At 26.6% G+C, this 21856-nt stretch carries 20 protein-coding genes; 19 read left to right on the forward strand and 1 reads right to left on the reverse strand.

Features of this window, described 5'->3' with window-relative positions; translation table 11 throughout:
- Window positions 1-50 precede the first annotated feature (50 nt).
- From RWJ08_RS00335 to RWJ08_RS00370, 8 genes are all read left to right on the forward strand, one after another.
- Window positions 51-764 (forward strand): sugar transferase, encoded by a 714-nt coding sequence (locus RWJ08_RS00335; RefSeq protein ID WP_313960696.1) that lies wholly within the window; start codon window positions 51-53, stop codon window positions 762-764.
- Window positions 754-1755, forward strand: a complete 1002-nt coding sequence (locus RWJ08_RS00340) for a glycosyltransferase family 2 protein (RefSeq protein WP_293440021.1) — start codon at window positions 754-756, stop codon at window positions 1753-1755. Before RWJ08_RS00335 ends, RWJ08_RS00340 begins: the two co-directional genes overlap by 11 nt.
- Before the next feature lie 3 nt (window positions 1756-1758).
- Window positions 1759-2466, forward strand: a complete 708-nt coding sequence (locus RWJ08_RS00345; RefSeq protein WP_004833294.1) for a 2-C-methyl-D-erythritol 4-phosphate cytidylyltransferase — start codon at window positions 1759-1761, stop codon at window positions 2464-2466.
- A 1-nt stretch (window position 2467) separates the two neighbouring features.
- Complete coding sequence (locus tag RWJ08_RS00350) at window positions 2468-3487, forward strand: alcohol dehydrogenase catalytic domain-containing protein (protein WP_293440018.1); 1020 nt, start codon at window positions 2468-2470, stop codon at window positions 3485-3487.
- A 66-nt stretch (window positions 3488-3553) separates the two neighbouring features.
- Window positions 3554-4354: a LicD family protein gene (locus tag RWJ08_RS00355; RefSeq protein ID WP_313960697.1), complete on the forward strand. Its 801-nt coding sequence runs from the start codon at window positions 3554-3556 to the stop codon at window positions 4352-4354.
- A 9-nt stretch (window positions 4355-4363) separates the two neighbouring features.
- A complete protein-coding gene (locus RWJ08_RS00360; RefSeq protein WP_313960698.1) occupies window positions 4364-5464 on the forward strand; it encodes a glycosyltransferase in 1101 nt (366 codons plus the stop codon).
- Between the two features lie 13 nt (window positions 5465-5477).
- Complete coding sequence (locus RWJ08_RS00365) at window positions 5478-6959, forward strand: O-antigen polysaccharide polymerase Wzy family protein (protein ID WP_313960699.1); 1482 nt, start codon at window positions 5478-5480, stop codon at window positions 6957-6959.
- 1 nt (window position 6960) lies between these two features.
- Complete coding sequence (locus RWJ08_RS00370; RefSeq protein ID WP_313960700.1) at window positions 6961-7995, forward strand: hypothetical protein; 1035 nt, start codon at window positions 6961-6963, stop codon at window positions 7993-7995.
- A 45-nt stretch (window positions 7996-8040) separates the two neighbouring features.
- On the opposite strand, the gene yedF is transcribed toward RWJ08_RS00370, so the two are convergent.
- A complete protein-coding gene (yedF, locus tag RWJ08_RS00375; protein ID WP_029949084.1) occupies window positions 8041-8640 on the reverse strand; it encodes a sulfurtransferase-like selenium metabolism protein YedF in 600 nt (199 codons plus the stop codon).
- 243 nt (window positions 8641-8883) lie between these two features.
- On the opposite strand from yedF, the gene RWJ08_RS00380 reads away from it, so the two are divergent.
- The 11 genes from RWJ08_RS00380 to rimP all read left to right on the forward strand — a co-directional run bounded on the left by RWJ08_RS00380 (window position 8884) and on the right by rimP (window position 21846).
- Entirely contained in the window at window positions 8884-9810 is a 927-nt protein-coding gene (locus tag RWJ08_RS00380; RefSeq protein ID WP_004833301.1) for a DnaJ domain-containing protein, read from the forward strand.
- Between the two features lie 144 nt (window positions 9811-9954).
- Window positions 9955-12522: an AAA family ATPase gene (locus RWJ08_RS00385; RefSeq protein ID WP_313960701.1), complete on the forward strand. Its 2568-nt coding sequence runs from the start codon at window positions 9955-9957 to the stop codon at window positions 12520-12522.
- A gap of 283 nt (window positions 12523-12805) precedes the next feature.
- Entirely contained in the window at window positions 12806-13129 is a 324-nt protein-coding gene (yajC, locus tag RWJ08_RS00390) for a preprotein translocase subunit YajC (protein WP_009372467.1), read from the forward strand.
- Between the two features lie 63 nt (window positions 13130-13192).
- Complete coding sequence (gene recJ, locus RWJ08_RS00395) at window positions 13193-14938, forward strand: single-stranded-DNA-specific exonuclease RecJ (protein WP_313960702.1); 1746 nt, start codon at window positions 13193-13195, stop codon at window positions 14936-14938.
- A gap of 11 nt (window positions 14939-14949) precedes the next feature.
- The gene (locus RWJ08_RS00400) at window positions 14950-17103 is read left to right on the forward strand and encodes a bifunctional (p)ppGpp synthetase/guanosine-3',5'-bis(diphosphate) 3'-pyrophosphohydrolase (protein WP_313960703.1); all 2154 of its coding nucleotides are present in this window, start codon (window positions 14950-14952) and stop codon (window positions 17101-17103) included.
- Window positions 17103-17552, forward strand: coding sequence for a D-aminoacyl-tRNA deacylase (gene dtd / locus RWJ08_RS00405; RefSeq protein ID WP_313960704.1), 450 nt, complete (start codon window positions 17103-17105; stop codon window positions 17550-17552). Before RWJ08_RS00400 ends, dtd begins: the two co-directional genes overlap by 1 nt.
- Window positions 17553-17561: 9 nt before the next feature.
- Complete coding sequence (locus RWJ08_RS00410; RefSeq protein WP_313960705.1) at window positions 17562-18185, forward strand: MBL fold metallo-hydrolase; 624 nt, start codon at window positions 17562-17564, stop codon at window positions 18183-18185.
- A 21-nt stretch (window positions 18186-18206) separates the two neighbouring features.
- Window positions 18207-19643 carry an NAD(P)/FAD-dependent oxidoreductase gene (locus RWJ08_RS00415; RefSeq protein WP_313960706.1) on the forward strand — a complete coding sequence of 479 codons (1437 nt, stop codon included), beginning with the start codon at window positions 18207-18209 and terminating at the stop codon, window positions 19641-19643.
- 10 nt (window positions 19644-19653) lie between these two features.
- Complete coding sequence (locus RWJ08_RS00420; protein ID WP_039868400.1) at window positions 19654-20922, forward strand: NAD(P)/FAD-dependent oxidoreductase; 1269 nt, start codon at window positions 19654-19656, stop codon at window positions 20920-20922.
- A gap of 2 nt (window positions 20923-20924) precedes the next feature.
- On the forward strand, window positions 20925-21269 hold the full coding sequence (locus tag RWJ08_RS00425; protein WP_293439988.1) for a DUF1667 domain-containing protein: 345 nt from the start codon (window positions 20925-20927) through the stop codon (window positions 21267-21269).
- Window positions 21270-21381: 112 nt separating this feature from the next.
- Complete coding sequence (gene rimP / locus RWJ08_RS00430; RefSeq protein WP_313960707.1) at window positions 21382-21846, forward strand: ribosome maturation factor RimP; 465 nt, start codon at window positions 21382-21384, stop codon at window positions 21844-21846.
- Window positions 21847-21856: the final 10 nt, after the last annotated feature.

Raw genomic sequence — 21856 nt, forward strand, 5'->3', positions numbered from 1 at the left:
TTTAAATATATGTTATTATATTACAGACGTTTAATTAAGGAGAAAATATTTTGATAAAATTTGAAGATTTACCAAAAGAATTTAAAAATGAATCTGTAAAAAAGTACTACGAAATAGTATCAAAAAAAAGATTAAGTTTATTTTTTAAAAGAGTATTTGACATTATTTTTTCCATTTTAATTTTATTGATTTTATTTATTCCAATTGTTGTTATTTCAATAGCTATAAAATTAGATTCTAAAGGGAGTATTTTTTATAGGCAGGAGAGAGTTACAAGATATGGTAAAAAGTTTAAAATTTTTAAATTTAGAACAATGGTATCTAATGCTGATAAAATTGGAACACTTGTAACTGTAAAGGAAGATTCTAGAATAACAAAGGTTGGAAAGTTTTTAAGAAAATATAGATTAGATGAATTTCCTCAAATTTTTAATATATTATCAGGAGATATGAGTTTTGTAGGAACTAGACCAGAAGTTACAAAATATGTTGATAGATATTCAGACTATATGTTTGCCACTTTGTTATTACCTGCAGGTCTTACTTCATACTCTAGCATAAATTATAAAGACGAGGATGAAATAATATCAAGTCATTTAGATGATGAAACTAGTATTGATGATATATATATAAATTATATTTTGCCAGATAAAATGAAGTATAATATTGAATATATTGAAAGATTTTCTTTTTGGTATGATATAAAAATTATGTTTAAAACATTTTTATCTGTTTTTTTGGGGAGGAAAAATAATGAAAGTTAGTATAGGGGTAGTTGCCTTAAATGAAGAAAAGACTTTACCTTCTCTTTTTGAAGATTTTAAAATGCAGACATATCCACATGATGAAATTGAAATAATTTTAGTAGATGGAATTTCAACGGATGATACAAAAAATATAATGCAAGATTTTAAAGAAAATAATGATTTTATGGAAGTTAAAATTTTAGATAATCCTAAAAAAATTCAATCTGCTGGATGGAATATCGTTATAAAAAATTTTACGGGAGATGTACTTGTTAGAATTGATGCACACTCCTCAGTTCCAAAAGATTTTATAGAAAAAAATGTTAGAAATATAGAATCAGGAGAAGATGTTTCAGGCGGAAAAAGGCCAAATATAATAGATGATAATACAGGATATAAAAAGATGCTTTTAGAAGCAGAATCATCGATGTTTGGAAGTGGAATTGCACCTTTTAGAAATGCATCTGGGAAAAAATATGTAAAGTCAATGTTTCACGCAATGTATAAAAGAGAAGTATTAGAAAAAGTGGGTTTCTTTAATGAAAAATTGTTAAGGACAGAAGATAATGAATTCCATTATAGAATAAGAAAAGCAGGATACAAACTTTGCTATGATGATAATATTATTTCGTATCAGCATACTAGGAATTCACTTTCTAAAATGATTAAACAAAAAAAAGCCAATGGTATGTGGATAGGACTTACGACTGCTGTTTGTCCTGAGTGCCTAAATTTATATCACTATATTCCTTTTGCTTTTTTAGTTGCTCTTTTTATATCAATTATTTCACTATTTTTTACCAAATATTTATTTTTGTTGGTATTTGGATCTTATCTAATAGTGAATGTTTCGATGTCTTTAAGTTCAATTATAAAAGGAAAATTTAATGTTTATAATTTATTACTTCCAATTGTATTTTTCCTTTTACATATTAGTTATGGATATGGAACATTAGTAGGATTTTTAAAAATCCCTTCATTTTTAAAAACATATAATAAGGAGGACTAGACTATGATATATGCAGGTATTCTTGCTGGAGGAATAGGTAGTAGGATGAATATTTCTAATATTCCAAAACAATTTTTAAATATTGGAGATAAGCCTATTATAATTCATACTATTGAAAAGTTTTTATTATGTAACAAAATAGATAAAATTTATGTTGGGGTAAATCCCGATTGGAATTCTTATCTAGTTGATATAATTGACAAAGATTATAATTATTTGTCTGAAAGAATTGTTGTTGTAGATGGTGGAAAAGATAGAAATTCTACAATTTTAAATATTATTTCTTCTATTGAAGAAGACAACGGATTAACTGATGAGGATATTCTTATAACTCATGATGCTGTTAGACCATTTGTTTCAATTAAAATGATTGAAGAAAATATAGATAATTGTAAAAAATATAATATTATTGATACTGTAGTTCCAGCTTTTGATACTATAGTTTCTTCTGAAGATGGAAAGTTTATTTCATCAATACCAGATAGAAAAACAATGTTTCAAGGACAAACTCCTCAAACATTTAAAATTAATAAATTCATGGAATACTATAATAAATTGTCAGAAGAAGAAAAGAACATTTTAACTGATGCTTGTAAAATATTTGTGTTAAATGGAGAAAAAGTATTTTTAGTTAATGGAGATTTTTCAAATATAAAAATTACAACTGTAACAGACTTAAAGATTGCTAAAGCAATGCTTATGGAGATTTAAGATGATAAATAGAATTTTTCAATTAATGAAACCAGGTTTTATCTCAGTTAAATATGTTGATGAGAGCTTTTTAGGAGATAAAGTCATTGTAAAACCATTATACGTATCCTTGTGTCATGCTGATCAAAGATATTATTTAGGAAAGAGAGATCCAAAAGTATTAGCAAAAAAATTGCCTATGGCTCCAATTCATGAATCTTGTGGAGAGGTTGTTTTTGATCCAACAAACACTTTTAAGGTTGGAGATAAGGTATCTATGATACCAAATACTCCACCTTGTACTTATGATGAAAGTATATATGAAAATTATGTGAAGGGTTCTTATTTTCTATCTAGTGGTCATGATGGTTTTATGAGGGAATTTGTCAAAATTGCTCCAGATAGACTTGTAAAATTTAATGATATAGATTTACCCGTTGCGTCTATTTTGGAATTTATTTCAGTTGGATTTCATGCATATGATAGATTTGTAAAGAATTCTATAGAAAATAAAGAAACAATAACTATTTTTGGAAATGGAAGTTTGGGATTTATTGTAGCAAATGTTTTGAAATATAGATTTCCAAATAGTAAAATAGTTGTTGTTGGTAGAAATATAGAAAAGCTAAAAATCTTTTCATTTGTCGATGAGGTTTATTCAAGTGATGATATTCCAGAAGGTTTTTCAACAGATCATGCCTTTGAATGTGCAGGAGGCCCAGGAAGTGAAGATGCCATTAATAATATTATAAAATATATTAAACCTCAAGGCTCAATTATGTTGATGGGAGTTAGCGAAAATAAAATTGCTGTAAATACTAGAGATATATTGGAGAAAGGATTAACATTAATTGGATGTTCCAGATCTGGTAGATATGATTTTCAAGAGGCAGTTAGAATGCTTGAAAATAAAAAAATTCAAAACAGATTTAAGTCTATTGTGTTTGAAGATGATGAAATCAGTAGTGTTGATGATATTCATAGATTTTTTAAAAATGATTTAAATACACCTTTTAAAACTGTTGCAAAATGGAATATTTAATTAATGGTTATAATATAAATTATGGATGAAATAAATTTAAGAGAGTTACAACTTAAGAGTTTAGAAATGGGAAAATATTTTGTTTCATTTTGTGAAGAAAATAATTTATTATGTTATCTTTGTGGTGGTGGAGCAATAGGTAGTTTACGACATTCAGGTTTTATTCCTTGGGATGATGATTTAGATTTTTTTATGCCTAGAGAAGATTATGAAAGATTAGCTTTGTTATGGAATGAAAAAGCTGATACTAAAAAATATTCACTTGTTAAGGCCAATAAAGATTTAGTTGATCATAATCTTTTTATTACTATTAGAGATAATGAAACTACTGCTATTAAACCATATCAAAAAGGGTTAAATATAAGTCATGGAATAGCACTTGATATTTTACCTCTTGATGGTTGCCCTAGCGGGAAAATTAAGCGAAAAATTCAAATAATGTGGGGACTGATTTATTCGCTCTTTTGTGCTCAAGTATTACCTGAGAAACACGGGGGACTTAAGAAAAAAATTTCTAAATTATTATTATCAATTTTTAAATCCAAAAAAATAAGATATAAGATTTGGAAGTTCGCTGAAAAAAGAATGACTAGGTATAAGATTAAAGATTCGGAATATATCACGGAACTTTGTTCCGGTCCGTATTATATGAAAAAGATATATAGAAAAGAGTGGTTTACTGATAAGAAGTATTTTGATTTTGAAGATACTAGGATGCCAATTCCTATTGGATATGATGGATATTTAAAAACAGCTTTTGGAGATTATATGAAATTACCTCCAATTGAGAAACAAATACCTCATCATGATTTACTATTCTTGGATTTGAAAAATAGTTATACAAATTATGAAAAAATTTGGAAATAGGGTGATGATTTGAAAAAGAAAAAAATATTGTTTTTCTTATGGTCTTTTTCATTAGGAGGAGGAGCAGAAAAAATATTATCAACAATTGTAAATAATCTTGATAGTGAAAAATATGATATTGATATATTAGAGATTGAACATTTTGATAAGGGTTATGAACCTGTTAATGACAATATAAGAATATTAAAATCTTGGCAAGATTATAGACAATCTAAGCTAAAAAGAGCTATTTTATGGAGAATAAGAAAATTTTTCCCGAATTTAGTAAGAAAAATAATGGTTAAAGAAAAGTATGATATTGAAATTTCCTTTACTATAATCAATCCACCTTTTGAATTTTCTAAGGATGAAAAAGTAAAAAAAATTGCTTGGATTCACGGTAGTATTGAAGATTTTATGAAAGACGCACAAAAAAAGTATAATCATAAAAGATATTTAGAAAATGTTGATAAAATAATTTCAGTATCAGAAAAAACTAAAGAGTCCATAATTTCAGTTTATCCGGAATACAAAGATAAAGTCTTGACAATTTATAATGGTTATGATTTTGAAAGTATTTTGGAAAAATCAAATGAGAGGACAGATATTAATATTGAAAAAAATTCGATTTGTGTAATTGGAAGAATTGAAAACTTAAAAGGTTCATTGGAAGTTTATGATACAATAAAAAAATTACATAAAAATTTAAATAAAAAGTATCATTTATATTTTTTAGGGGCAGGAGAATTAGAGACTCATATAAAAGAGCTTGTACAAAAAGATAATTTGGAAGAGTATGTTCATTTTTTAGGATATCAAAAGAATCCATATAAATATATAAAAAAAATGAATTTAATGTTTTCAATGTCTAAACAAGAGGGATTTTCCGGTGCAATTGTTGAAGGATTGGCTTTAGGAATTCCTTTCATTTCTACAGATGTTGGAGGAGTAAAGGAACTTTCAAACGACGGTAAATTCGGTAAAATTGTAAATTCTACTGATGATGCTTGTGAATGTATTGTTAATTATTTTGAAAATAATATGTCAGTAGATAAATCAGAAATGAAAAATTTTATAACTCAGTTTACGATTTCAGAACAAATGAAAAATATAAATGAAATATTAGAATAATGGAGATAATTATATGAATATTACTTTTAGAAAATTTTATTCTTTAATTACCGCATTCTCTTTTATTTTTACTCTGTTACTTGGAGTAAGTTATTTATACACAGATAGATTGGATATATTACTTTTTACATTGTTGTCTTTTTTTGTCAACTTAATATTGTTTTGTTTTACAGATATAAAATATTATATAATACATTTATTTTTTTATATAACTATTTTTATATTTCTAGTTTCAAGGCCTACGATAGATTACTTGAGAAGTTATAGTTTTAATACTTATCAAAAAGATGCATATGTTTTTGCGTTTGTTATAGTTATGATTTCACTTTTAGGATTGTTTATTGGAGGAATAATTTCAAAAGCATTATTAAAAATAAAAAACAAAAAGAGCTTAGATGTAGATAGTAATGATAAGTTAAAAAGCTCTATATGGCTAAAAAATATAAGAATAGTTTCTCTTACTGTATATATATTGACATATCCATTTTATGCTTTAAGGCTGATTGAAAGATTAATATTTAAATTAAATACATCTTATTATATTTATTATGCGTCTTTCAAAAGTAATTTGCCTTACTTCACATATATATTATCAGTTTTTACAGTATATTCGATGTGTGTATATTTAGCATCTAAACCAAATAAAAGAAATGCTACTATAGTTCTGGTAAGTAACCTATTTGCAAATGCAATATATTTATTTATTGGGACCAGAAATCCATTTATTTTAAGCTTAATATTTTCTTTTATATATTATTTTATAAGGGGACAAGAAGATATTAAAAATAAATGGATAGGAGTTAAAGAAAAAATACTAATTTTTACAAGTCTTCCTATAATAATTGTAGGAATGGGACTTTTAAACTATGTCAGAGACAATGTTAAAGTTTCCAATTTTAAAATATTTGATATATTTATAGATTTTATCTATAAACAGGGAACAAGTTTTGGTGTTTTAGCTAAAGGATTTTTGTATAACAGTAATATTGCAGTAAGAAGTTTTACAAACTTTACCTTTGGACCTATTGTTGAGTATTTTACTCATGGGAATTTTGGTAAGTTATTATTTGATATAAAACCATTTACAGCCACAACAAACAGCATTGAGTTGGCAATAAAAAGTAATAGCTACGCACATAATCTTTCTTATATAGCGATGAAAGGTGATTATTTGCAAGGACATGGTTTAGGAAGTAGTTTTATAATGGAAAATTTTACAGATTATGGATATTTGGGCGTATTCTTATTTAGTGTTGCTTTAGGATTTTTATTTATAAGAATGTTAAATGTTTCTTACAGAAATAAAATTTTACCTTTCGTTTGCACATTAATAATATTAAACAATTTGTTTTTTATGCCTAGAAGTAGTTTTTCAGAAAGTTTTTCAATATTACTTACATTCCAATTTTGGTTTATAATTATATTAATTTTTGTAGTGGCAAAATTAATATCAAAAGAAAATTCTTATACAATTTTTAAAATAAAGGAGATATGATATGTTTGAAAATTACTCATTTGGAGATTTATTATCCAATATATATAAAAAGAGAATTTTAAATTTAATAGCATTTTTGCTGTTGAGTATTGCTTTGGTTTGTCCGTTGGTTTTACAAACAATAAATAAAAAAACTATAACAAAAGAAGGAGTGCAATATTCAACTTATGTTGCTTATAAAATAACAGCTCCTGAGAGTGATAATATAAATGCGTTATATAGTAGAAGAGGCTATTCAGATTTTTATGAAAAGCTACTAGTATCTAATCTAAATGGTGCTTATTTATTTAATGATGTTAGTGATAAAGATTTAGCGCAAATGGCAAAAGAATTGGATACATCGGCTGTTACTTTGAAAAATTCTAATGTTGATTATTGGGATAAGAAAGTAGTGGTAAATTATATTTCTACTAATTTAGGGGTTTCTGCTAAAATTTTAACACCAAGTAAAGCTGTAAATGATGTTATTGAAAAGAAATTTGATGAATTAATAAATAAGTATAAATCCGTTTATAAAAATGTTACTATTGAAAAAGTTGAATCAAATTATTCTAAAGAATTAAGCTCTAAAGAAAATGTTAATACAGGATATAGTATGAAAAAATTGTTAGTAAAAGTATTTGCTATCGAAGTGGCTCTAATAATTTTAGTTGCTATTATGAATTTTGTTATGTACATTTTTAATCCAACAATTAATAGAGAAGGAGATTACAGAAAATACAATATAAAATTTGTTCAGGAAATAAAAAATAATAATGATTTACTTGAAGTTTTGAAATATAAAATTAATAATGAAAATATTGAAGAATTAAGTATACTTAGTTCAAATTCAAAAATTATTGATAAATTAAATGATTTGAATATTGATAAAGTAAATATAGTGAAAACAAATGACTTAAGTAATATAATGAATTTAAAAAATGTTATATTAGTTGAAGAGTATGGAATTACAAGATATTCAGCTTTTGAAAAATTATTGCAAAATATAAAAAATTATGAGAAAAATATAATTGGAGTATTATCATATAAGTTATAATTTTAAAAAAACTAAACCGGCTGATGTTAGCCGGTTTTGATTTTTTTAGATATTAATTACTTTTCCTGCATTGAATAATGTTTCGTATATTGAATACATATTACTTATTTCACCAACTAAAAGTTTTTCTTTAAGTTTAAAATAGTCTAGACAAGTTCCGCAAGAAATAATTTCTACTCCTTTTTCTTGAAGTTTCTTTAAGTCATCAATACAAGGTGATCCTTCACAAGTCAATTCAACACCTGAATTAAAAAATACTAGTGTTTTTGGCAATTTTTCGTATTCACTTGAAGTATAAACAAAGCCTTTGATTAACAATTTTCCAAGTTCTTCAGAGCCGTTTCCCATAAAGTTCTTAGAAATAGCTATTACTGTATCTGATGAGTTTTCAACAGAACAAAAGGCACTTGGTTCCTTTAGAGAAGTTTCGTTATTTTTTGATACAAACACATTAAATTCATTATCAGATATTTTCTCAAATTTAAAATCCAGATTGCTACTTTTAGCAAATTTCTCTAAGTTTTTTACTGCAGTATCATTGTCAACTATAACTAAAAAATCTTTTTCTTCTGAACTTTCAACAGCTCTTTTAGTTAAAATCAATGGTTGAGGGCAAGCTAAACCTTTAGCATTTATTTCTTTCATAATTTACCTCCAAAAAAATTAATTTATACAATATAATTATACAATATAAAAATTATTAATACAAGTAAAATAGTTTATATTTTTGTATGCAATATCATGTATGAATTTTTAGTGTACAAATCAATATTAAAATTTAAATAAAGTTAAAAATCATATTTAATTTTTATAAAAATATTGTTTAAATTTTCTATATAGGGTATAATAAAATTAAAGGTCAAAGAAAGTCAAAACAAGGAGGAATTTATGGAATATAAAGATTATTATAAAATTTTAGGCGTCGATAAGAACGCGACTGATGCAGAGATAAAAAAAGAATATAGAAAGTTGGCAAAAAAATATCATCCTGATGTTAATCAAAATAATGAAGCTGCAAGTAATAAATTTAAAGAAATAAATGAAGCTTATGAAGTTTTGTCTGATAAAGAAAAAAGAAAACAATATGATATGTTCGGATCAAATTATAATTTTAGTGGTGGAGATAATTTTGACCCAAGAAATTATGGTTTTAGTGCTTCCTATAGTGGAAGTGATATGGGTGGTTTTTCTGACTTCTTTAATATGTTTTTTGGTGGAAGTGGAAAAACTTCATCACATTTTAGCGGATTTTCAGGATTTGATGGTTTTACAAATTCAAATGCATATTCTGGAAATTCTTACTCAGGATTTGGAAGACAACCTCAAAGACAAAAATATGAAACTAGCTTGAATTTATCTGTTAAAGAAGCATATTCCGGAATAGAGCGAGTACTTTACGTAAATATAAATAATTCTCCTAAAAAAATAACTGTTAAGATACCTAGAGGAATTACAACAGGTAAAAAGGTAAAAGTCAATGGAGATAAGTATAAGCTTGATGGTGATATATATGTAAAAATAAATGTTATAAATGATGAATATAGACTTGAAGGTTTAGACTTAATAAAGACAGTTAGTTTATATCCATGGGAAGCATATTTTGGAGTTACAAAGGTTATTGAAACTTTAAACGGAAATGTTAGAGTTAAGATTCCTGCGAAGATAGAAAGTATGAAAAAAATAAGAATTTCAAACAAGGGATATACTGATTTAAAAGGAAAAACAGGAGATTTATATCTTGAAATAGTTATAAATAACCCTAAAAACTTATCAGGTGAAAAATTAGAATTATATAAAAAATTAATGGAAAAATAAGATTAAAATAATGATATTTAACTTATCTATTACAGAATGTATATGTTAAGTTGAATAAAGTTTTATTATTATGCAATAAATATTTAATTATGTTGAATTTAATTTTTAAGTGAAAAGTTAAATTCAAAAAAAAGGAGGAGTATTATGAATTTAGAAAAATTTAGTAGTGATGCAATGAAAATTGTAGAAGAGTCTCAAAGTTTAGCAATAAAAAATGCAAATGTAGAAATATCAGATATTCATTTACACAAAGCTTTGATTGATAATGATAATATAATTATTAAAATTTTAAATATCATGAATGTAAATATAGATAATTATAGGAATGATGTAAAACTTGCATTTGATAATTTACCTTCACAATATGGAGATTCTAACATTTATCCAAATACCGTTTATCAAAGAATTTTGCTTAATTCCGAAGATGAAATAAATGGAACTGGAGATAGTACAATTTTACCTGAACATATCTATCTTTCCCTTTTAAAAGAAAAGAATATTAAATCTTCAGATATTTTTAAAAAATATAATATAACTTATAATTCATTCAAATACGCTTTAATGGGAATTAAGAATATGAAAAATGAACATAAAGAAGGAAGTACTAGTGAAGAGTTGTTAAAGTATGGAAGAAATTTAACTGAAGAAGCAAGAAATGGTAAACTTGATCCTGTGATTGGTAGAGATGAAGAAATTAGACATTCAATTAGAATTTTATCAAGAAGAACAAAAAATAATCCTGTTTTAATAGGGGAACCTGGTGTTGGTAAGACAGCTATTGTTGAAGGATTAGCTCAAAGAATTGTAAATAATGACGTTCCAGATGGATTAAAGAATAAAATAATTTTTTCATTAGATATGGGAAGTTTAATTGCTGGAGCAAAATTTAGAGGGGAATTTGAGGAAAGATTAAAGGCTGTTCTTGAAGAAATCAAAAATTCAGAAGGCGAAATAATTTTATTCATTGATGAAATTCACACTTTAGTTGGTGCAGGAAAAACCGATGGAGCTTTGGATGCATCAAATATGTTAAAACCAATGCTTGCTAGAGGAGAATTGCACACAATTGGTGCAACAACACTTGATGAATATAGGAAATATATTGAAAAAGATGGAGCTTTAGAAAGAAGATTTCAAAAAGTACTAGTAAAAGAGCCTTCAGTTGAAGATACTATTTCAATACTTAGGGGAATAAAAGAAAAATATGAAATTCATCACGGAATTAAGATAACAGATGCGGCGGTTATTGCCTGTGTAACATTAAGTGACAGATATATTACAGATAGATTTTTACCGGATAAAGCTATTGATTTAATGGATGAAGCCTCTTCAATGATTAGAACTGAAATAGATTCAATGCCTCAAGAAATTGATGATTTAAGAAGAAAAGTTTTACAATTAGAAATTGAAAAAGCAGGATTAACTAAAGAAACTGATGAAATTAGTAAAAAAAGATTGCAAGACTTAGAAGTTGAGCTTTCAAATGTAAAAAATAAATACAATGTTGAACTTGCTAAATGGGAAAGTGATAAAAAGGATATAAATGAAATAAAGGCTGTAAAAGCAGAAATTGATTCCGTTAGAATAGATATTGAAAAAGCTGAAAGAGAATATGACTTTGAAAAACTTTCCGAATTAAGATATGGAAAACTTGCAAATTTAGAATTAAAGTTAGCTGAACTAAATGAAAAGAAGAAAGAAAAAGAAAGTTATCTAAAAGAAGAAGTTACAGAAGAAACAATAGCTGAAGTAATTTCTAAATGGACGAATATTCCTATAAAAAAATTAGTAGAAGGAGAAAAAGAAAAACTGTTGCATCTTGGAGATATTTTGCATAAAAGAGTTGTAGGTCAAGATGAAGCTATTGATTTGGTAAGAGATTGTATATTAAGATCAAGAAGTGGATTAAAAGATGAAAATAAACCTATAGGTTCATTTATTTTCTTAGGTCCGACAGGTGTTGGTAAAACTGAATTAGCAAAAACATTATGTGAAAGTATGTTTGATAGTGAAAAAAATCTTGTTAGAATAGATATGAGTGAATATATGGAAAAACATTCTGTTTCAAGACTAATAGGAGCTCCTCCAGGATATGTAGGATATGATGAAGGAGGTCAACTTACTGAAAGAGTTAGAAGAAATCCATATTGTGTAATTCTATTTGACGAAATTGAAAAAGCCCATCCTGATGTATTTAATATACTTTTACAAGTTCTTGATGATGGAAGGCTTACTGATAATCAAGGAAGAGTTGTAGATTTCAAAAATACTATCATAATTATGACTTCAAATATAGGTTCAATTTACTTGCTTGATGGAATAGATGAAAATGGCAAAATAAAGAAAGAAGCTGAAGCTGAAGTTATGAAAGAGTTAAAAAGCTCTTTTAGACCTGAATTTTTAAATAGGGTTGATGATATAGTTTTATTTAAACCATTACAAAAAGAAGAACTTTACAAGATAATTGATATGACTATTTCAGAAATTGAAGGAAGATTAAAAGATATTGGAGTAAAAATTAATTTGGATGAAGATTGTAAGAAATTAATTTTAGATTCGACATACTCTTATAATTATGGCGCTAGAATAATTAAAAGATATATTCAAAAAAATATTGAAACAGAAATAGCGACAAAGTTGATTGAAGGTAAAATTAAGCCAGATTCTATTATTAATTTTAAAAATGTTAATGGAAAAATTTGTATCTCATAAATTTATATTTGCTAATATAGAGCTAAGATAATTTCTTAGCTCTTTTATTGCAAAATAACAAGGTTCCCGGGAACCCACCTGATGCGAAGCATCATGGAAGGGTGGGGTTCTTATTTTAAGAAAATATGTTTATTCATAAAATCCAGATTGGAACTATCTTTAGGATTATAATTTTTTTATTTTCAAAATCTAAAATTTATTGTAATTTGTAATTATAAATATTTGAAATATAATATATTTTGTGTTAAAATATAGTCGTATATTTAAGTTTAGGAGGAATGTTATGGATCAAGTGACTATGCAGCTAGTTATGTTAGGCGGATTTATGGCTATTGCTTATTTTCTTTTAATAAAACCTCAAAAGAAAAGACAAAAAGCTATAATGGAAATGAGAGAAAATTTAAAAATCGGAGATAATATAGTTACAATTGGAGGAATTAAAGGCAAGATAGTTGAGCTTACAGATACTGACGTTGTAATTGAAACATCTGATGATGGAACAAAAATAGAATTTATTAAATCTGCTATTCATTCTATCGTTAGCAAATCTGAAGAACCTTCTGATAATGAAGATGATGAAGAAGAGGAAGATAGCGAAGAAAATTAATTTTAATTAAATAGACGGATTTCGTCTATTTTTTCTTTATATGCAAGATGAAAGGAGGTATTTATGAAAAGATGGTTTATTAAATCTGATAATGGACTAACTAAAGATAATTTCAAAAATAATAGTGAGTTTTCATATATTACATGTCAACTTTTAGCTAATAGAAAAATTGATTCTGCTAATGTAAAAAATTTTTTATATCCTGACTATAAATACCTTCATAATCCTTTTTTGATGAAAGATCTAGATATCGCGATTGAAATTCTGGTAGATGCAATAGATAATAATTTACATATACAAATTGTAGGCGATTATGATCAAGATGGTAATTCTGCTACAGTTGTTTTGATGAAAGGTATTGGATTCTTTACAGATAATATTAGTTTTGCAATTCCTAATAGAATTGAAGATGGATATGGAATTTCAAAAGGAATTGTAGATACTGCTAAACAAAAAGGTGTAGATTTAATTATAACATGTGATAATGGAATATCTGCATTTGAAGTTGCAGAGTATTGTAATTATTTAAATATTCCAATGATTATAACAGATCATCATCAAGTTTGTTTTGATGATGGAGGAAACCAAATTCTTCCTAAAGCAAAAGCTGTAATTAACCCTCATAGAGTTGATTGTGAATATCCATTTAAAGAATTATGTGGCGCTGGTGTTGCATTTAAATTAATGCAAGCGCTATTTGATGAATTAGGTGGAGATGAACATTATTTGATAGATTTATTGCAATTTGTTTCTATGGGTACTGTTTGTGATGTGGTTGATTTAATAGACGAAAATAGATTTTTTGTGAAAAAAGGATTAGAATTATTAAATTATAGTGATAATATTGGAGTTAATAAACTAAAAAAAGAGAATGAGATAGGGAAAATTACGACTACCTCATTAGGATTTAAGTTAGGACCTTGTATTAATGCTGCAGGAAGGCTAGAATCTGCAAGTATTGGTGTGGATTTATTTTTAGAAGAAGATGAAAAATCTGCAGAAAATTTTGCAAAAAAACTAGTTGAATTAAATAATAAAAGAAAAGATTTAACTAATGAAGCATACTCCAGAGTTAATTTAAAAATTAAAGATAATAAGTATTATGAGGACGATATTATTGTAGTGTATGATGAAGAAATTCATGAATCAATTGCTGGAATCGTTGCTGGAAGAATTAAAGACTATTATTATAAGCCAACTTTAGTTTTTTCCAAGGCAAAAGAAGAGGGAATTCTAAAAGGTAGTGCTAGAAGTATTGAAGACTATAATATTATTTCAAAATTGAGAGATTTTTCAAATCTTTTTGAAAAATTAGGTGGTCATGCAATGGCAGCTGGATTCTCAATAAAAGAAGAAAATTTAGATATATTAAGAAAGGAATTAAATAAAAATTCAAATTTAACTCCTGATAATTTTATCGAAAAAGTAAAAATAGACTGTTCTTTAGATTTTAAATTATTAAATTATAATATAGTTGATGAATTAAAATTGTTAGAACCATACGGAAAGGCAAATCCAGAACCTTTATTTGGAACTAAGAATGTAGAAATTAAGTCTTTATCAATTATTGGAAAAAATAAAAATGTAATTAAATTAGTTCTAAAACAAGATGAAATTGAGTTTAGTGGTATTATTTTTACTAATTATGATAAGTACATTAAGTATTTTAATGAAAAATTTAAAACTAGTGATATATTGTCAGAATATAATGATATAAAAAATAAATTTATTGATATTTTATATACTCCGGTAATTAACGAATATATGAATACTAAATCAATACAATTACTCATAAAGGACATAAGGTAGGAGGTGAGAAAATGTTAGATGAATTATTATCAAAAATTAAGAGTTATAATCCAAGTACAGATGTTGAAAAAATTACAAAAGCTTATAATTTTACTAAAGAATGTCATGAAGGACAATTTAGAAATTCTGGAGAACCGTACTTTATTCATCCAGTTGCAGTAGCCAATATTTTAGCTGATTTATATATGGATGATGCTACTATTATAGCTGGACTTATGCATGATATTCTTGAGGATACTGAGGTTACTTATGAAGAGATGGCAGGAATGTTTGATGAAGAAATTGCTAACCTAGTTGATGGAGTTACAAAACTTAAAAAAATTAAGTATCAAAGCAAACAAGAGTCACAAGCTGATAATCTTAGAAAAATGCTTTTAGCAATGAATTCTGATATTAGAGTTATTATAATAAAAATTGCCGATAGACTTCACAATATAAGAACTTTAGAATATATGAAGAAAGCTAAGCAATTAGAAAAAGCAAAAGAAACATTAGAAATTTATGCTCCCTTAGCTTATAGATTAGGTATGAGTAATGTTAAATGGGAACTTGAAGATTTATCTTTAAGATACTTAGAACCTGAAATATATTATGACTTAGCAGAGAGAGTTAAGAAAAAGAGAAGTGAAAGAGAAAAGATTATAAATGATATAATTGAAGAAATAAGTAAAAGCCTTAAAGAACATAATATTCAAGGTGAAATAAGTGGAAGGCCAAAAAGTTTATATAGTATATATAAGAAAATGTATAAACAAAATAAAAGCTTTGATGAAATTTTTGACCTAACAGCTGTTAGAATTATAGTTCCAACTATCAGTGATTGTTACGCTGTTTTAGGAATAGTTCATTCTAAATGGAAACCTATACCTTCAAGATTTAAAGACTATATTGCTGTACCTAAACCTAATTTGTATCAATCTTTGCACAATACTCTTATTAGTAATTCAGGTGATGTTTTTGAAGTACAAATAAGAACTTTTGAAATGCATAAGACGGCAGAATATGGTATTGCTGCACATTGGAAGTATAAGGCTGGAGTTGATAGAAGTACAAGTTTTGATGATAAATTAACTTGGCTTAGACAACTAATGGATTGGCAAAGAGAAGTTAATGATAATAGAGAATTTATTACTTCTTTTAAAGAAGACTTTGTTTCCGATGAAGTTTTTGTTTTTTCACCAAAAGGAGATGTTATTAATTTAATAGCTGGAGCAACACCTATTGACTTTGCGTATAAAGTCCATACAGCTGTTGGAAATAATTGTGTTGGTGCTAAAGTTGATGGGAGAATAGTTCCATTAAATTATAAATTAAAAAATGGAAATATAGTAGAAATACTAACTAATCCTAATTCATCAGGTCCTAGTAAAGATTGGCTTAAGATAGTTAAGTCATCTCAAGCAAAGACAAAAATAAAGCAATGGTTTAAAAAAGAAAATAAAGCTTTAAATATTGTTCAAGGTAGAGATATGCTTGAAAAGGAAGTTAGACGATTAGGTTTTACTTACAGTAAAATTTTAAAAGAAGACTGGCTTTTACAAATTGCAAAAAAATTAAGCTTTAATTCAATTGATGAGATGTATGCAGGTATTGGTTTTGGAAGTATAAATTTAAAACAGATTATTCCAAGATTAAAAGAATTTTATACCGATTATTATCATGAATCTGCTGATGATATAATAAATAAAATAAAAAATGAAAAAACAACTAATAAAGTAAATTCTAAAGGTGTTATTGTAAAAGGAATAGATAATATTGAAGTTAGTTTTGCAAAATGTTGTAATCCGCTTCCAGGAGATGAAATTGTAGGTTATATTACAAAAGGAAGAGGGATTTCTGTTCATAATAGTAATTGCACGAACATAAAAAATGTTACAAACCGTGATAGACTTATTGCTGTTGAATGGAGTAATACTAAAAATTTATTTTACAAGGTTGAAGTTGCAGTTATTTCTTTAGATCAAGTTGGAGCATTAGCAGATGTGGCACATATTATTTCAGAATCAAAGTTAAATTTAGTTGGGATTACTGCGAAAACTGGAAAAGATAAAACATTTATTACAAACATTATTGTAGAAATAAAAAATATTGATGAGCTTGATAGACTAATTAATAAGATAAAATCTTTGAAAGGTATACTTGACGTATATAGGGTGAGAGCCTAATGAGAGCTGTAATACAAAGAGTAAATTTTGCAAGAGTAGTAGTTGGTGAGAAGGAAGTGTCCAGAATAAACAAAGGACTCCTTCTTTTTGTTGGCTTTGGAAAAGAAGATACTATTGATGATTTAAATTATATTTATAAAAAAACTTTAAATCTTAGGATTTTTGAAGATAATAATTATAAAATGAATCATTCTGTTTTAGATAATGAATATGAAATTTTAGTCGTGTCACAATTTACACTTTATGGAGATTGTAGAAAAGGAAATAGGCCTAGTTTTGATAATAGCTTATCAAGTTTTGAAGCTAGGAAAAAATATGAAGAATTTTTAAAGTTGTTTTACGATAATAATATTTTAGTAAAGACTGGAATTTTTCAAGCTGATATGAAAGTATTGTTAGAAAATGATGGTCCTGTTACAATCCAGCTGGACTCTAAAAAGAACTATTAGGAGAAAATTATGAATATAAAAAGAATTGTTGTTGGAGTATATGCAGTAAATTGTTATATAGTTTATAATGATAATAAAAATGGATTTATAGTTGACCCAGGAGGAGATAGTGATGATATTATAAAATTTGTTGATGAAGAAAAAATCAATTTAGAATTTATATTGTTAACTCATGGTCATGCTGATCATATTGGTGCAGCCAAGATTATAAAGGAAAAATATAATTTACCTATTTACGCAAGTATAAAAGAAAAAGAATTACTAAAAGATTCTATAATAAATTTGTCAAAATCAATTCCACCTTTTAAAGGAATTGAGTTGAAAGCAGATAAATGGTTATATGATGAAGAGATAATTGATTTTCATGGAGAAAAACTAAGTATAATGGAAACACCAGGACATACTGTTGGTAGTATCTGTATTCTTATGGATAGTGTATTGCTTTCAGGAGATACCTTGTTTAGGATGAGCATAGGGAGAAGTGATTTAGCAACTGGAAGTTTTGATGAAATTATTAACTCAGTAAAAAAATTATATAATTTAAAAAAGGATTATAGAGTATTGCCTGGTCATGGAGCAGAAAGTACATTGCAGTTTGAAAAAGAAAATAATCCTTTTATGAAAAATATGTAAAGATAGTGGGAGATACGAGAAATGTATGATATTATAGTAATAGGTTGTGGAGTAGTTGGAGCTAGTGTTGCCTATGAATTGTCTAAGTATGATTTAAAAGTTTTAGTACTTGAAAAAGAAATTGATGTCGCTGATGGTACTACAAAGGCAAATAGCGGAATTTTACATTCAGGTTATGATCCTGAACCTGGAACATTAATGGCAAAGCTAAATGTAGAAGGTTCAAAAAGAATTAAAGAATTGGTAAAAAAATTAGATGTTCAATATAATGAATGTGGTTCCTTAGTTTTAGCTTTTAATAAAGAAGATGAGAAAACTTTAGAAAAATTATTAGATAATGGAATAAAAAATGGTGTTGAAAATTTAAAAATTATCGATAAAGAAGAAATTGAAAAAATAGAACCCAATATTAATAAAACTGTTACTAAAGCTTTGTTTTCACCAGGTGCAGGAGTAATAGATCCTTGGGAATTATGTATAGCAATGTCTCAAGTTGCAGTTTCAAATGGAGTTGAAATAAAATTAAATAGTGAAGTTGTAGATATTATAAAAGAAGATGAAAAATTTATAGTAAAAACAAAAGATAATACATATACATCTAAATATATAGTAAATGCAGCTGGAGTAAATTCAGATAAAGTTCATAATATGGTATGTGAAAAGGAATTTGAGATTACACCATCTAAAGGTCAATATTTTATATTAGATAAGAGTCAAAAAGATTTAGTTAAACATGTTTTATTTCAATGTCCATCTAAAGTTGGTAAGGGAGTTTTAATTGCTCCAACATCACATGACAATATAATAATTGGACCTAATGCAGAAAGTAATTCTGAAATTTCTGATAAATCTACATCATTTGATGGATTAAATGAGGTAAAAGATAAAGTTTCAAAAACTATTTCTAATATCCCATATTGGGAAAACATCAATAATTTTGCAGGGTTGAGAGCAAATAGTACAGAATCTGATTTTATAATTAGAGAGGCTAAAAGTTGTAAAAATTTTGTCGATTTAGCGGGGATTAAATCCCCAGGTTTAGCATCTTGTGCAGCTATAGGATTAATGTGTTTAGATATTTTAAAAAAAATTGGTGTTGAATTTGTAGAAAAAGAAAATTATATTGATAGCAGAAAGATTATAAGAATAAAACATTTATCTCCTGAAGAAAGAGCAAAAAAAATTAAGGAAAATCCTCTTTATGGAAATATAATTTGTAGATGTATTACAGTCTCTGAGGGAGAAATTATAGATTCATTAAGAATGCCTTTACCACCTAGAACTCTCGGTGCAGTAAAAAAAAGAACAGGAGCAGGAATGGGACGTTGTTTAGGTGGTTTTTGTGGTCCAAAAGTATTAGATATTATTTCAAGAGAACTAAATATTCCACCTGAAGAAGTTTATAATACTAATTTTGGAAGTTATATCATAACAGGAAAAACAAAAGAAAGTGAGTAAAAAGTCTAAAATGGAAAAATATGATTTAGTTGTTATTGGAGGAGGACCTGCAGGATTAGCTGCTGCATGTGAAGCTAAAAAAAATGGGATAGAAAAAGTATTGATTTTAGAAAGAGATAAAGAAGCTGGTGGAATTTTAAATCAATGTATACATAATGGATTTGGATTACATTATTTTAAGGAAGAATTAACTGGACCAGAATATGCCCAAAGATTTATTGATTTAGCAAAAGAATATAATGTTGAAATAAGATTAAATTCAATGGTATTAGATTTTGATAAAAATAAGGTTATTCATGCTATAAGTAAGGACTATGGATATCAGGTTATACAAGCCAAGGCTATCATATTAGCTATGGGTTGTCGAGAAAGAACTAGAGGAGCAATTTCTATACCGGGAGATAGACCTTCAGGAGTATTGACTGCAGGATCTGCTCAAATGTATGTTAATATGCAAGGGTTAATGTGTGGAAAAAAGATTGTTATTTTAGGTTCAGGAGATATTGGATTAATAATGGCAAGAAGATTATCATTAGAGGGAGCTGAGGTTATCGCATGCGTTGAACTTATGCCTTATTCAAATGGATTAGCAAGAAATATTGTACAATGTTTAAATGATTATAATATTCCTTTACTTTTATCACATACAGTAACTAATATAATTGGTAAAGAAAGACTTGAAAAAGTTGTTATAAGTAAGGTTGATGAAAATAGAATTCCTATAAAGGGTACTGAAATAGAATTAGAATGTGATACCTTATTGCTTTCAGTAGGATTAATTCCTGAAAATGAAATTACTCGTGAAATTGGAATAGAAATTGATGGAAGAACAAAAGGTGCTTTTGTCTATGAAAATATGGAAACAAGCATGAATGGGGTTTTTGCTTGCGGTAATGTATGTCATGTTCATGATTTAGTTGATTTTGTTACAGGAGAAAGTCAAAAGGCTGGAAGAGCCGCTGCAAAATACATTTTTGATAATAATTTATTTGAAAGTAGAAAGATTGAGATTTTAAATGGAGATGGAATTTTTTATACAGTTCCTCAAAATATAAGAGTTGAGAATTTGGAAAATAAATTAGAAATATTTTTTAGGGTAAAGAGCGTTGAGAAAAATGTTATAATTTCAGTTACGGATGAAAATGGTAATATTATTAAAGAATTCAAAAGGCCACATGTTGCGCCTGCTGAAATGGAAAAAATTTCGTTAACAAAAAAACAGATTGAATCTGTAACTACAGATAAAATAGTTATATCCATGAAAAAAGGAGACGAGTAATTATGAAAGATATGGTTTGTATTGTTTGTCCAGTTGGTTGTAGAATATCAGTTGATGAAGAAAATGATTATAAAGTCGTTGGAAATAAATGCCCAAAAGGTTCAAATTATGGAAAAAAAGAATTAACATTTCCAACCAGAACTATAACTTCAACAGTTAAGATAAAGAATGCTATACACAATAGATTACCAGTAAAAACTTCACAAGAAATTCCAAAAAATATGATTTTTGATATTATGAGAGAATTAAATAAGATTGAAGTTGTTTCTCCCGTAAAAGTTGGAGATATAATTTTGGAAAATGTATTAGATACTGGGGCAAATATTATAGCAAGTAGAGATATGTAGTTGAAAAGTTTTTAAAACTATGTTATAATAATTAAAAATATTCTTTTATTATAAAGAGTGGGTCATCCCACTCTTTCGTTTTAGTTTAATTACTGATTGAAAGGAGAAAAAATTGAAAAAAGAAAATGAATTATTAGAAACTATTGAAAGAACTTTTAAAAATATTTTCTTAGAAAAAGGAATCTATTATGTAGATGCAGAATATGTAAAAGAGCCTAAGGGAAATGTATTAAGAATTTTTATTGACAAGGAAGGTGGAGTTGATTTAGATTCTTGTGAAATTGCAAGTAATATTGTAAGTGATTGGCTTGATGAAGTAGATCCAATAGAAGAATCATATTTTTTAGAAGTATCATCTCCTGGAGCTGAAAGAGAAATTAAAAACGATGAACAATTAGAAACTTTTATTGGTAAAAAAATTTTAATAAAATGTTATAAAAAAATAAATAATGAAAAAGAATTTATTGGAAAATTAAAATCTTTTGATAAAGAAAAAGTAACTTTAATAATGGGAAAATTAAATGTTGATTTTTTTAGGAAAGATATTGCAATAATTAAATCACAAATTGAAATTTAAGTTTAAGGAG

The organism is uncultured Parvimonas sp. (assembly GCF_963524015.1).
Lineage (GTDB): Bacteria > Bacillota > Clostridia > Tissierellales > Peptoniphilaceae > Parvimonas.

Coding starts and splice junctions, on each gene's coding strand:
- RWJ08_RS00340 (WP_293440021.1), top strand. CDS start 754: ATGAAAGTTAGTATAGGGGTAGTTGCCTTAAATGAAGAAAAGACTTTA.
- RWJ08_RS00415 (WP_313960706.1), top strand. CDS start 18,207: ATGTATGATATTATAGTAATAGGTTGTGGAGTAGTTGGAGCTAGTGTT.
- RWJ08_RS00365 (WP_313960699.1), top strand. CDS start 5,478: ATGAATATTACTTTTAGAAAATTTTATTCTTTAATTACCGCATTCTCT.
- RWJ08_RS00350 (WP_293440018.1), top strand. CDS start 2,468: ATGATAAATAGAATTTTTCAATTAATGAAACCAGGTTTTATCTCAGTT.
- RWJ08_RS00345 (WP_004833294.1), top strand. CDS start 1,759: ATGATATATGCAGGTATTCTTGCTGGAGGAATAGGTAGTAGGATGAAT.
- yedF (WP_029949084.1), bottom strand. CDS start 8,640: ATGAAAGAAATAAATGCTAAAGGTTTAGCTTGCCCTCAACCATTGATT.
- recJ (WP_313960702.1), top strand. CDS start 13,193: ATGAAAAGATGGTTTATTAAATCTGATAATGGACTAACTAAAGATAAT.
- RWJ08_RS00385 (WP_313960701.1), top strand. CDS start 9,955: ATGAATTTAGAAAAATTTAGTAGTGATGCAATGAAAATTGTAGAAGAG.
- RWJ08_RS00410 (WP_313960705.1), top strand. CDS start 17,562: ATGAATATAAAAAGAATTGTTGTTGGAGTATATGCAGTAAATTGTTAT.
- RWJ08_RS00355 (WP_313960697.1), top strand. CDS start 3,554: ATGGGAAAATATTTTGTTTCATTTTGTGAAGAAAATAATTTATTATGT.
- RWJ08_RS00425 (WP_293439988.1), top strand. CDS start 20,925: ATGAAAGATATGGTTTGTATTGTTTGTCCAGTTGGTTGTAGAATATCA.
- RWJ08_RS00380 (WP_004833301.1), top strand. CDS start 8,884: ATGGAATATAAAGATTATTATAAAATTTTAGGCGTCGATAAGAACGCG.
- RWJ08_RS00370 (WP_313960700.1), top strand. CDS start 6,961: ATGTTTGAAAATTACTCATTTGGAGATTTATTATCCAATATATATAAA.
- RWJ08_RS00420 (WP_039868400.1), top strand. CDS start 19,654: ATGGAAAAATATGATTTAGTTGTTATTGGAGGAGGACCTGCAGGATTA.
- dtd (WP_313960704.1), top strand. CDS start 17,103: ATGAGAGCTGTAATACAAAGAGTAAATTTTGCAAGAGTAGTAGTTGGT.
- RWJ08_RS00400 (WP_313960703.1), top strand. CDS start 14,950: ATGTTAGATGAATTATTATCAAAAATTAAGAGTTATAATCCAAGTACA.
- yajC (WP_009372467.1), top strand. CDS start 12,806: ATGGATCAAGTGACTATGCAGCTAGTTATGTTAGGCGGATTTATGGCT.